A 12567-nucleotide genomic window follows, 5' to 3' on the forward strand; every position below is an offset into this window, starting at 1 on the left:
ACAACTTACTGTATTAGAGTAGGTTGTGCGGGAAATTACAATTAAGCTAATTTGAACCTGCAAGTTATAAATAGAAATCTTCATAAAGAAGTTTCTTCTAGTATCTACAAGATTGTATTACAGATTGTTTAAAGAATGGGAGTTTATTTTTCTATGTATTTGCTCATGTAGAAAAGCCCTTTGAGTGTAAGGTGTTTATCAACCTGATCAAATTCGCTATGTAGATTTTCTAAAATAGATGATAGCCCACCAGTAGCAATTACTTTACACGATTGATTGAGCTCATTTTTAATTTCGCTAATCATGTGTTTAACTAATCCGGTATAACCTATCATTAAACCAGACTGAATCGCTGTAACTGTATCTGTTCCTATTACCGATTTAGGAAACTCCAAAGGGATCTCGGGTAATTGTGCTGTATTACCAGAAAGTGCTTTCATTGCTGTTTTTAAACCTGGCGCTATGTTAACTCCTTTTATTTCGCCACTAGCATCTAAAACTGTAAAAGTTAATGCTGTACCAAAATCGATTACAATTGAAGTATTTTGTGTAGCTTGCCAAGCTGCCAGTGCATTGGCTACTAGATCAGTACCAATTTGTCTGGGATTTTTAATTTTCAGTGGCAAGTAAGTATAATTTTCGGCACTTGGTCGGATTACTTTCAATCCGAATAAATGTTCGCAAGTTTCTTGAATAATTGGTGTGAGCCTAGGAACAACACTACTTAATATAATTTTTTTAAATTGACTGGCCTTTAAATTATTTTCCAACATAAAACTTCTCAGAATCATCTGGTAATCTGAAGCTTGTTTTTGTTGGGAAGTATCAATTCTGAACTCAAGTTGAAATTGGTCATCTTTAAATATGCCAAATACTATGTTTGTGTTGCCTATGTCAATGACAAGTATCATTTTTTTAAATTTTAAAAAAAGTATATTTGGTTAGAAATCAGTTTATTTAAATAATTAAAAGTTATAAATAAATATGATTTTGGCTACAAGATATAAAAATGTAGCTTATATATAAACTCAAGTTTTCGGTATAGGTAAAGAAAACACGATCTGTTTTAATTTCACTCATCGCACTTATTCTACCTGTTTTTGCAATCTTGCATTCAGACTTCTGTCTATTAGGTTTAAGCAATTTTACCCCATATTTTTTAGAAAGCTGTATGAAGAATATTTAATAATACCAGAAATTTTTTAGACTCTTTAAAATCTTGTTGTATGGTAACAATGGAAAATATTCTTGTATCAATAGATTTATCTAAAAGTTCGATAAACGCCCTAAAGTATGCTATACATTTTGCAGAGTATTTTAACTCTAAATTATACATTCTATATAATCAATTAGATGCACATAAGCAGGAGGTAGCGCTTACAATACAAAAAGATTATTTTTATAGAGAGGTTGAAGTAGAAGCCGAAAGGGAAATTGAAATAATAAAAAAATATTATTTAAATGATTCAAAAGTTGATTATTGCTTGATAAATGAAAACGGTTGTTCCTTAGAAAGTTTGGAATGTATTTTAGGTGGTTACGACATCAACTTTTGTGTAATGGGATTTAACAAAAAGCATTCACACGATAGAAAATTATTTAATGAAAGTATTCCAGGTTTTTTAGCAAAAATTAAATTGCCTTTACTTTTAGTGCCGGAAGATTATTGTTTTGAAGGATTTAAAAACTTGGTTTTTGCTTTTGATTTCAACTTTTTAGATGATATTAAAATACTCAATGATATATTATTTCTTGCCTATAAATTCAAGGTTAAAACTCATATCCTTCAGATATCATCTGGACAATATTTATGTGAAAGTTATTTTAAAGACAAAAAATTTAGTACAAGGCTAAAGTTTAATACAGAAAATTTTAAGTACAAGTTTATCCGTGAAAGAAATAATGAAAAGGCAATTTGGACATATACCAACCAAGAAAATGGCAATATTCTTATTCTTAATCCTCAAGGGAATAATGGAGTAATTGATAGAATGGTAAAAAGAATAGTAAATAATGAAACTCAGTTTTATTCAAACTTGCCATTACTAATTATGAACTAGCGGTTTTGTTACTATAGAAATTGAATGATTAGGCTAATCATATAAAGTAAATTTCCTCCAATCGCTAGAAGTGGTACCAATAAAGCGCCAAATGCCACAGATACACCAGTTGCTTTTATATTTCCTTCTGTATCCACTTTAGGTTCTCCCGGCATACTATCAAACATTAATGCTTCAGTAGGTCTTTCTCTGTTATATAGCAATACTTCTACATCTTCATCTTCTAACCTGTATGCTTCATGAGTATGAGTTTCTACTAAATACTTTTCTCCATCATCTGCTTGAAACTCAAAAAACATTTGATAAACAATTTGATCGTTTATTTCCCTTCCTGTGGCAGTTTTCTTAACCAACTTACCATAACCTACTTCGCCATTTTTCAATAGTTTAATTGTATGGTTGCCTCCTTTAAAACCAAGATAAACCATAATAAAGCCGAGAAAAGGTACTATAAGTGGAAGTAAACCAACCGCAATACCGTATTCGGCAGTACGCAAACCTTGTATTCTACTAAATTCTGGATGTTCGTTTACATACTCAACAACTACCTCATTTTTTATATGGTAATGTTGATCTCTACTGTAAGATGTGCCAGAATGTAATCCGCTTTCTGTCCAGAATTGGTAAGAGTATTCTTCTACTTCTTTGCCATTAACAATGGAACCTGTTACTCTTACTTTATAAATTTTGCCTTTTGCAGTTTTTAAATCAGAAGAAAATTTTCTGATATTCATTAAGTCTGATTCGAGGGAGAAAACCCAAAAAAATATCATTCCCAGACCAAAAATTGGCCATCCAATACGATTTGTTAATCCTCCGAAAAGGATTTCAAGTCGGGTAGTAAAGGGTATTTTTCTGGGTGGAGTTGCAAGCCTTTTTCTCTCGTGTTGTACCATAAATGGTTTATTTTTCCCAGTTTCTAGTTAATTCTTTTAAGCGCTTATCTACAGCAGCTAATTCTTCATTATCGTCTCCCGGATCGAGTTTAATCAACATCAATCGCTTTTTATGCAACTCTTCCAGTTCTGCTTCCATATTTCTTACCAACTGCTTATTATATTTTTCAATCATCTTCACTTTCTCTTTTTCAAAAATAGTTGGTCTTCTGCTCAAGCTTGTTAATTCTATTTCTAGTCCAATTCTTTCACCTGCTGGAGTAAAAACTTCTTTCTGTGCAGATTGCATCAACTCTTTCAGTTCAGAATCTCTATTATACCTTAATTTTTTTAGTAATAAGGTTTCAAAATAACCTTTTAGGTTTCTCTTTAAGGTTTTCTTTAATCTTTTAAGCTCTTTCTTGGTTTCTTGTTCATCAAATATTTCTGGTTCGGGCAATTCGTCTGCTACTATATCTGGTTGCTGCTGAGACATTTGAAAATTTAATCTCTGTAATTGATTAATATCCACTTCGCCACCCATACCTTTCACCATACTTTGATCTTCAGAAAACTCCATTCCTTCTCTATCCCTCATGTTAAAACTAGCCATGGGGTCGTCAAACATTTCGTCTTCTTCCTCATCAGGCTCTTCATTTTCGTGTATAGCATCAGTTGATGAAAGAAACCTTGCCCAGCCATTTTCTGCTACACCATTAATTTTGTATTCTACATCAAAGATAATTCTTTCGGCATTACCTTCGTGCCTAATAGGGAATACCTCGGCTTTAAACTGATGTGGTTTTTTTTCTAATGCAGTGAGTCTGGCAGTAATGTAAGCTAATCTCGGGTGTACATGAATTTGTAGCCCAAATATTTTAAATTTTTCGAGTGCTTCGGAAATACTTTCTTCAAGAATTTCTCTTACAGTATAAGATTCAGGATCTTCACGGTAATCAAACTTTCTAAATAGCTCATCGGGTGTAATATCGTGAACTTGTTTTTCTACAGAGCTAATTACCTGATCTTTAATTTCTTCTTCTAAGTCTATATGAGGATCTAAGAGACTTTTAATGTCGTTTAGGCTTGTGAGCGTTCCTCTGATAATAAAATCGAAATGAATATTTACGCCCATGTCACTGGTAGGGAAAGACTGGTCTTCAATTACAATTCTAAATTGTTTTCGCATCATTGTAAGTGCATTTAAGCCCTTTAATTCTACCACATGCGAGGCTTGTAAACCAATACTAGTAACTTCTTCGGTAAATTTTTCTTTAATTATATTTTTTATTTTTTGATGATTAAGCAAGGTGTTTTTATAGCTTAATCCAACAAAAATACGATCGATAATCTTAGTTAATCTACCTTGTGCCCAAAGGTTAATACTTTTATCATCAATGCCAGAATTTTTGAATTTTACCAGATTATGTAGGTTTAAAAAGATGAAGTTTTCCACCTGCACCATGTCTGGCATATCTGTAATACTTACCGGATAAGTGTATTTAACTATTGGTAAGTCTTGGGGAATAATACTACTAGAATCGGTTGTAGTGTAATTGATGTAATGGATTTTGCGGCCATACTTTTTCAAAAACTCATTAATGTGTTCATTTAAAGCCATTCCAGCTCCTAGCTTAAAATGAAAACAATAATCTTCTAGGGTGAAAAATTTATGAAATACATGCTGAATTTCATTTTGAATCATCAGGCTGAAGCTGTCTTTTTTGCTATCATTTAAAATAGCCATTATTTTCCTTTCTTCATCAACCTCTATCACTCCTTCAAAAGATAGTTTTACAGGTTGATTAAAATCTTTAACCGAAACAGGAAATGGCATTTTAGTTTCTATTCGAATCTCATCTAGCTTATGATGCAGCAGATTTATTTCGATGTTGAGTATTAAGCCAGTATAGTGCAGTGTCTGCTCAACCAGAAAGTTTTCGAGTGCTTTTTTGGCCTGAAAAAAACTAATTATAAATCCATTTGGGAAACGTCTTTCATCTCGAGCAAAGCTCAATGTCCAATCGTGGAGCATTTTATTAAAGCGTTGCCCAGAATTAAATCCTTCTCTATAATGCAATGCATTTACAACTTGTCTTTCGTTACCAGAAGGACACTGAATCTCATAAATTGCGGAAAGATTAATTATTCTTCGAGGAGAAAACTCTGGAATACGGATGATGGGACCGTCTTTTTCTTCAACTACAATTTTTTTATTGGTTACCAGATAGCTTTCAGAAGCAGTTTGCCCAAGTATTTTGTCAAATCCCTTTGGTGCGTATTTAGCAAAAGAATTGCTATCATCATTTAAGTGAATGATTATTCCTGGTAAACCAACTCCAGACTGCATAGGTATGCTGTCGTCTATAAGCGTAATAATTTCCTGTAAGGGATTGCCGCTATCCATAAAAATTGTTAGTTAATATTTTTTTTAGCCTTGTGATTCTATTATTCTTTGAGAAATATGCTGAAATTTCCTGAAAAATAGCAAAAAAGTACTATAAATTTCTGAACTTATTCATTAAGCTCATAATCATTTTCCTTTTTAGATAAATTGCTTTAAGCTTTGGCAAATCTCCATGCGAAGTTTCAGAAGCTACAATAAGGTAATCTTGCATCGCATACTGCCAACTTCTAATCAGTTCTTTCTTTTTTAACTTGCTGCCAAATACCGGATGAGATTTGATTAAGATTAGTAATTTGTTTACCTGATCAGGAAACTTGGTTTCAGTAAATTTTTTGTTGAATGAATAAAAGAAGCTGAGTATTTCTGTGAAGATAAAAGCTTGTAAACCAAATGAATGTTCTTCGCTTTCAAACATTGGCAGTTTGAGTTGGACGATTACATTGATCAATTCTTGTAAAAATAGCGTATCGTTTTTTGCAACAAATAGTGGTGTTGTAATTAGTTTTAAATTTGGCAAAGTATCATCTAAAACTAAAGATTGTGAGTTTTGGAATGAGTGTAGTAAGAATTCTAATGTAAAAAGTTGATAGAAATTAACTTGGAGATTTTGGCTTAGCTCAGAATTTAAAGTAATACTGAAATTCCATGTGCTTATAAGTGTAAATACTTTGTCAGAAAGAAAGTTGTGCTCAAAACAAATCCCAATTAAAAAGTCAAAAGCCTGTTTACTTATTTGTTCATTATTGCTTTCTATTAACTGTTTAAGATAAGGAAGGCTAAAAAACAGAGTCTGACCTGTTGAAAACGATTCCAGATATTCAAAAAACAAGAATAAGTTTTCTTCATCTTCTTCTTCCAAAAAACTTTTAGTAAAAACATGAGCTGGATTTTTTAGAGATTCGTGCAAAAGCATTTCTGCAACCGATAAAGCGGCTAACTCAGTTTTTATATTATTTACAGATTGTTTGTGCAGTAGGTAATTGAACAGTTTTACAGGTTTAGGGTTCTCTTGATAATCATTGTGGCTATCTGCAATTCTACCATACATGGCGATACATGCTACTAAAATCTGATGATCTGAAAAGCAAAGTTCCGGATAAACTGCTTGTAATAAAATCTCGAAGTATTCTTGCAGAAAAATAGGATATTCGTCTTCTATATATTGAATAAAAGCTTTTCGATAAGCCTTAGAGGCAAAGTCAATTCCGGCAGGTTTGCCAAATCTTTTATAAGAACTTAATTGGCAGTTTTTTAAAAGTTGATCATATTGTTTCTCCCATTTTGATGCATAATTTCCGAGAAGCTTTTTGTCTGATTTTTCTTTTTCTTCTTGATTATCTTTTTGTTTTAATACCAATGAAACCACTTGCCTAAATTGGTGAAGGTTTAAGCCTGGCATAAAGCAAGTAGTAATTAGAATTGCTTTTTCAGTAAAGCCAGCGGTGTTCCAAGTTTTTTCTATCCCATCTGGAATTTGATCCGTATCTATCTGATTATTTGCTTCTTTTGTTGATTCAAGTTTGAATTTTGGTTGGTATATATCCTTAAAAATCTGAGAACATAATAGAAAGAACCTAACACTAGTATTTTGATGCGTTACCCATTTATTTAACAGGCTAATAGTCTGCTTAATGTAGTTTATATTATTGTTTTCATCTATCAGAAAAACTATGTTTTGGCAATTTGTAGGTAACTTTTTAAGTAGAGAAATTGATTCGTTAATGTATTTATCTAAACTTTCAGTCTCAAACATATTTACATTGAGAACCAATGTATTAGCTTCTCTTTCTATTTTTGAGAAAGATGCTAGTAATGTTGTAATTCCTATGGTAACTTCTGGATGCCAGAATAACTGAATTGGTTCTTTAGAGATTTGAAATTCTGTATTTTCTTTTTGAATTAATTCTGGCTTTATTTGAACAGGATTAAAGCAACTCTCTTCTTCTACTTTGAAGCTTTCAGCTAAAACTCTTTTTTGTAAATCTTTAACTTTTTGCTGCAATTCTTCAACAGTGTAATAATATTGATTTTGGGTTAGCTCAGTATTTAAAGTTTCTGACATAAAAAGTGGGAATCAGACAAAAAATTGAAATAAAAAAACATTCATCCTAATTCATAGAATGAATGTTTTTGAATATTAATCAGAAAAATGGATTAATAAAAATAGACTTAAATCTATTTTGCTGATATTGTTATAGCTGAATTTTATCCAGCTATTTTATAAGGGTTAAAGTTTTTGATTTTATTCTCTTGTATCTCTAAGAAATGATCTTTCCCTAAGTGATCAACAACTTTTACACTTTCTAGTACTTTTTCAATTTTAGAACTAGCTCCTGTAATAATTACTTTGATTCCTTTTGCTTCTGTATCATTAACTAAATCTTCGAGCGCATAAGCTCCACTTAAATCTAACATACTTACATCACTTAAATCAATAATTAAAATATGGTGTTTAGCTGCTTTTTGATATGATCTAACTAGTGAGTCGACCGCACCAAAAAACAATGGGCCTTGTGGTTTTAAAAGTTTTACTTTTTCTTGAGTTTCATCAAGGTTATAATGAGTTTTTTCTTTTTTGTCTAGATAAGAAATTTGATGCTTATAGGCAGTGCTAATTTCTTGTACGAACCTAAAGAATGCTAAAGCTACACCTACGCCCATTGCAACTAACAAATCTTGCCAGATAGTAATTAGTAATACAGACCAGAAAACGATCATGTCGTTAAATGGAAGTTTATGAAGCACCGGAATTATTCTGTAATCCAGAATATTAATTCCAACTTTTAATAAAATTGCAGCCAAACAAGCCATAGGAATTCCTTCTGCTAGTGGACCTAAACCTAATACTACTGCAAGTAAGATAAGTCCATGAAATACGGATGCCATTGGTGTTTTGCCTCCGGTTTTAATATTAGAAACAGTGTTCATTGTTGAAGTGGCAGGAGTGAGACCTCCAAATAAACCAGCAGCCATGTTTGCAATACCTTGCCCAAATGTTTCTCTATCGCTACTGTGTCTTGTTCCAGTCATTTGATCTGCCACCACACATGTGAGCAAACAGTCAAATATTGTGAGGCCAGCCAAAGAGAGTGCAGGCAAGAAATAATCTCCAAATTTCGAAAATTCTGGTATGTGTAATGTTGGCAAACCAGTAGGTATTTCACCGATATATAAAATATTTAAATCTAAAACTTTGGCGATTGTTGTACCAATTGCTAGTGCAATTAAGGTGGCAGGCAATGCTTGAAGTCTACTATACTTTTGGGTTATCTTAGGCCAGATAAACAATACTAAAAATGTAGGAATTGAAACTAAAAGTGATTCTGGTCTTGCATTCATTAAAGCATAAGGCACATCCTTTATTGCTTCTTTTACATTGTGAGCGCTAGGTACACCTAAGAAAGTGTTAAATTCTAATAGCATTACAATTACACCAATTCCACACATAAAACCAGCGACAACAGAATATGGAGTATAGTAAATAAACCTAGCAATTCTCAACATTGAAAGACCTACGAGTATTAATCCACTTAAGAATACGATACTGAAAGCTGCAACTACATCTAATTCACCAGACACAGTATGAAATGCTACCATAATAGCAGCGAGTTGAACCATTAAAGGGCCAGTTGGGCCACTTACACCAACTTTAGAACCTCCGAAAATGCCTCCAAAAATTCCTCCAGCAATGGCTCCCCAAATACCAGCGGCAGGACCCAACCCAGAACCTACCCCAAAAGCTAATGCAAGTGGAAGTGCAATAATTGCCACCGTTAAACCAGACATAAAATCAGCTTTAAGATTTGTATGCATGATTTTAATGTTGTTCCAAGGATTCACCTCTCTGACACTGTCAGTCAAAAAGTTTTTTACAAAAGATAATGTATGCTGAATATCTTGTTGATGATTGAAATGATTTTTCATAGCAGGATTAATTCTGTCTAATTGAAATACAAGAATGTTCTGTGGTAGAACTTGTCTAATGATTGATGAAATTTGAAAATCAGATTAGGCTAATTTTAACCTGAGTGAATTTTGCTAATCTGAAATCTGAAAAGGAGCGCAAAAGTTTTACTGATTTATAAGTAAATCAGCTAATTATATAGTATTTCAGAATCTAGAATTAAATATCGTAGAGTACTAATTGAGAGAAGAGAAGGTACAGTTGAGTAAAAGCTTGAATGTAAACGAAATTGCTACAAGTGGAAATTTCTGTTATTGTTGGGAATGATTTAAATAGTAAGGTCACATCATTATTAATGATGATATATATTACTCCCAAACCACTGTCTCCACCATTTTGTCTATTTATTACTGTCGTGGAAATTCTAGAAGTTGATTCTTCTATTTCGAGTTTTTCATTTACTTCTTTCTCTTCTTTTGGAATATTACTATGATGTGATAAAGATGAAAACTGAAAAAATATGCTTAATAGCAAGCTTAGCAAGAGAAGGTTTGCCAAGTCTTTAGTTTCTAATGAATTGCTATTTAATATGGACTTACAGTTTTTCATGCTTCTGCCCATTTAACTTCTTATTTGAATTTTTTTTATATATTATTTTTAAATTAAGTATTAGCTATAATGTGGTATTGCTATACTTAAAATAACAAAAAATAGTGATTTAATTTATTGGGTTAATTTGCTGTTTAATTAATTTGCTGTCCAATAACTGATTGGTTATAAGTCAATTATAAAATTAATATATGTGTTCTATATGGAAATAAATTTATAAAAGGTTTATTTGCATTGCTGAAATACAAGAAATACAAGCGTAAATGAAGTGTAATAAAGTTTGAATTATGCCTGTTAACAGATTTCACTAAATTCAAAATATTCTATGTTTACCTTTGCAATTGTTCTTTCTTCAGTAGAGAAAAATTTCTAATTTCGTAAAATAATTCAATTAAAGAGACCAAATAAATGCATCAATTTCACAGAGGAAAATGTGTATATATTATTAAAACCGGGAAACTCTTTAAGATTGGTAAAACAAAAGACCTCCACGAAAGACTTGCTGCTTATAGAACACACCTTCCTGCAGAGTTTAAAGTAATTAGACAATATTTGGCTGACAATATGGATGAAGTGGAACAAAGCCTTCATGTTTTATTTCAGCATAAACGCGTAAAAGGAGAATGGTTTGAATTGAAACAAGACGATCTTACAATTTGTGATAATATAGTGAGGAGCTATGCTATTGCCAAGTTGAATAAATCTACCAAGAGTTATAAAAAACTTAGGTTTATAAATAACCCACAAATGCAGGTACAGGAGGCAAATGAAAAGTACCTGAAAGACTATGCAAAAATTGCTGAAGAGCTCAAATTAGGAATGAGTACAGAAGAAATATTTGAGCAACACCATGGAGAGATAAATAAGTCGACTATTCAAACAGTAAGGAAAATTCTGGAATATCAGACTCCTAATAGTGAGTATATGGTTAAATGGGCTTTTATAGTTGAGGATTTAGAAAGAGGACTTACATTAGATGAGATATATAGTAAATATGAGCAAAAAGTTAGCAAACTCACCATTAGAACCATCAGAAGGATTTTGAGGAACCAGTTATTCTGATTTTTACAAATGATCTTTCTTCAATTTCTCATATGCGATAATCCCGCTTAAAACTGCCCCTGGAATTCCCTGACCGGGATATGTTGTGTCACCACAGATATAAGCTTTATCACCATCTAATCTTGCGCTTAACATTTGCCAAGGTTTGGTCTTCATATATTGAGGATAACCGCCAACAAAACCAAATGCCCTTTGAGTCCATTTATGCCAAGCTTTTGGCGTCGATGAATGCAAATAGGCAATACTGTCTTTATTGAGAAAACCTAATTTTTCGAGTTGGTTAACTATCTCAACTTCAACTGCATCTTTATTTTGTATAATATTATTTTCTGGATCGTGCACATGCGTACTTACAGATGCAATTTTATATCCTTTTTCCTTATATCTTGAGCTGTCGTTGGGATGACTTAAGCTTAAAAATATGCTTTTAGAACCAACTTGTGTTAATGGTTTATCTAAATGAATTTGATGATGAACCGCTTCAAGTTTTTTATCATCTTTAAAAGCAATTCCCATTTGAAAAGCGGAATTCAATTTATCAGACTGTAGAATGTTAGTTGAATTAAACTGTGATCTAATGGGGAAATATATAAGTTGAAGTGTATTATTTATTGGAATGGAAGAGATTAAAAATTTACAGTTTATAGATTTATCTTTTGTATGAATAATGTAATTACCATCTTTTTTTTCGATTTGAGTTGCCCCAGACCTTAATAATATTTCTCCATTATTCTGCTCTATATAATCTACAATAGGATTAACTAAGTTGATTAAACCACCATTTACATAGTAATTAGGAAAATTTGTGTAACACAAAGCTGTTGTACCAAACAAAACATTTGTTTCTTCTATATTATTCTGAGAGGTAATTAATAATTGCTCATTACAAAAATCTACAAAAGTTTGATTCTCTAACAATCCATATTCTGCCAATAAATTTTTCATTGACTTTAGTGCATATCTAGCGTATTTTAATTGTTTGAAATTTGCATTTTTAGCACAATCAACCAAATCGGAGAATCTATCAGGTGGAAAAGACTTTTGTTTAAGGGAAGTATCCCAAACAAAGTTTGCTATATCAAAGCAAAACTTCCAGAATTTTGCTTGATTTTTAATCCCAAATTTGAGCTCGGCTTCATTAATCCATTGGTCAAGGGCTTCATATCTATTGATGGTTTTACCATTAGAAAGATGAACTTGCATTGGCAAACCCAATTTCACTGCATCTATTTCTATGTTTAAATTGTTTAGTAAATAGCCAGGAGGCATATTTTTCTCCAATCCTACAAGGGTAGTTGCACCGGTTTCAAATACAAATCCTTTACGAGGATAAGAACTTGTACATCCACCCGGAATCCAGTTTTGCTCTAAAACTAAAACTTTTAGACCTTCTTTAGCCAGTAAGCTTGCCGCACTTAAACCAGCTATGCCACTGCCAACAACACAAGCATCAAAATCGTTACTCATTTATTGTTTAATTATTTTCATAAAAGGTTAAACAAAATTTATAATCATATGGTTACCTTCGCAAAATCAAGGAACTTCATTCAAGTAATAAGAGTTTTAACGAGGATGTTTGAAGGAATCCGGAAAAAGGGGGGAAATATCTTAAGAATAGTTTTGTATAAAGAAATGCCTGCCTGAACTTTA

The 12567-nt window shown here is 32.1% G+C and carries 9 protein-coding genes; 2 read left to right on the forward strand and 7 right to left on the reverse strand.

Annotated features, from left to right (window positions below):
• Positions 1 to 143 precede the first annotated feature (143 nt).
• Entirely contained in the window at positions 144 to 911 is a 768-nt protein-coding gene (locus tag OQ292_RS17880) for a type III pantothenate kinase (protein ID WP_284683508.1), read from the reverse strand.
• 324 nt (positions 912 to 1235) lie between these two features.
• On the opposite strand from OQ292_RS17880, the gene OQ292_RS17885 reads away from it, so the two are divergent.
• A complete protein-coding gene (locus tag OQ292_RS17885; RefSeq protein ID WP_284683509.1) occupies positions 1236 to 2060 on the forward strand; it encodes a universal stress protein in 825 nt (274 codons plus the stop codon).
• Positions 2061 to 2071: 11 nt separating this feature from the next.
• Here OQ292_RS17885 and OQ292_RS17890 read toward each other — a convergent pair whose 3' ends face one another.
• The 5 genes from OQ292_RS17890 to OQ292_RS17910 form a co-directional block, all read right to left on the reverse strand.
• Complete coding sequence (locus OQ292_RS17890) at positions 2072 to 2956, reverse strand: DUF3592 domain-containing protein (RefSeq protein WP_284683510.1); 885 nt, start codon at positions 2954 to 2956, stop codon at positions 2072 to 2074.
• Positions 2957 to 2963: 7 nt separating this feature from the next.
• Entirely contained in the window at positions 2964 to 5342 is a 2379-nt protein-coding gene (locus OQ292_RS17895; RefSeq protein ID WP_284683511.1) for a hypothetical protein, read from the reverse strand.
• 91 nt (positions 5343 to 5433) lie between these two features.
• Positions 5434 to 7404: a hypothetical protein gene (locus tag OQ292_RS17900; protein WP_284683512.1), complete on the reverse strand. Its 1971-nt coding sequence runs from the start codon at positions 7402 to 7404 to the stop codon at positions 5434 to 5436.
• Between the two features lie 143 nt (positions 7405 to 7547).
• Positions 7548 to 9266, reverse strand: coding sequence for a SulP family inorganic anion transporter (locus OQ292_RS17905; protein WP_284683513.1), 1719 nt, complete (start codon positions 9264 to 9266; stop codon positions 7548 to 7550).
• Positions 9267 to 9465: 199 nt separating this feature from the next.
• Positions 9466 to 9855, reverse strand: coding sequence for a hypothetical protein (locus OQ292_RS17910; protein WP_284683514.1), 390 nt, complete (start codon positions 9853 to 9855; stop codon positions 9466 to 9468).
• 408 nt (positions 9856 to 10263) lie between these two features.
• On the opposite strand from OQ292_RS17910, the gene OQ292_RS17915 reads away from it, so the two are divergent.
• Entirely contained in the window at positions 10264 to 10917 is a 654-nt protein-coding gene (locus OQ292_RS17915; RefSeq protein ID WP_284683515.1) for a GIY-YIG nuclease family protein, read from the forward strand.
• Between the two features lie 3 nt (positions 10918 to 10920).
• On the opposite strand, the gene OQ292_RS17920 is transcribed toward OQ292_RS17915, so the two are convergent.
• Complete coding sequence (locus tag OQ292_RS17920; protein WP_284683516.1) at positions 10921 to 12384, reverse strand: phytoene desaturase family protein; 1464 nt, start codon at positions 12382 to 12384, stop codon at positions 10921 to 10923.
• Positions 12385 to 12567: the final 183 nt, after the last annotated feature.

Origin of the sequence: Chondrinema litorale (assembly GCF_026250525.1) — a bacterium.
Classification (GTDB): Bacteria; Bacteroidota; Bacteroidia; order Cytophagales; family Flammeovirgaceae; genus Chondrinema; species Chondrinema litorale.

Bases quoted from the DNA above. Each gene is read 5' to 3' on its own strand.
- OQ292_RS17880 (WP_284683508.1), bottom strand. From the start codon at position 911: ATGATACTTGTCATTGACATAGGCAACACAAACATAGTATTTGGCATA.
- OQ292_RS17885 (WP_284683509.1), top strand. From the start codon at position 1,236: ATGGAAAATATTCTTGTATCAATAGATTTATCTAAAAGTTCGATAAAC.
- OQ292_RS17890 (WP_284683510.1), bottom strand. From the start codon at position 2,956: ATGGTACAACACGAGAGAAAAAGGCTTGCAACTCCACCCAGAAAAATA.
- OQ292_RS17895 (WP_284683511.1), bottom strand. From the start codon at position 5,342: ATGGATAGCGGCAATCCCTTACAGGAAATTATTACGCTTATAGACGAC.
- OQ292_RS17900 (WP_284683512.1), bottom strand. From the start codon at position 7,404: ATGTCAGAAACTTTAAATACTGAGCTAACCCAAAATCAATATTATTAC.
- OQ292_RS17905 (WP_284683513.1), bottom strand. From the start codon at position 9,266: ATGAAAAATCATTTCAATCATCAACAAGATATTCAGCATACATTATCT.
- OQ292_RS17910 (WP_284683514.1), bottom strand. From the start codon at position 9,855: ATGAAAAACTGTAAGTCCATATTAAATAGCAATTCATTAGAAACTAAA.
- OQ292_RS17915 (WP_284683515.1), top strand. From the start codon at position 10,264: ATGCATCAATTTCACAGAGGAAAATGTGTATATATTATTAAAACCGGG.
- OQ292_RS17920 (WP_284683516.1), bottom strand. From the start codon at position 12,384: ATGAGTAACGATTTTGATGCTTGTGTTGTTGGCAGTGGCATAGCTGGT.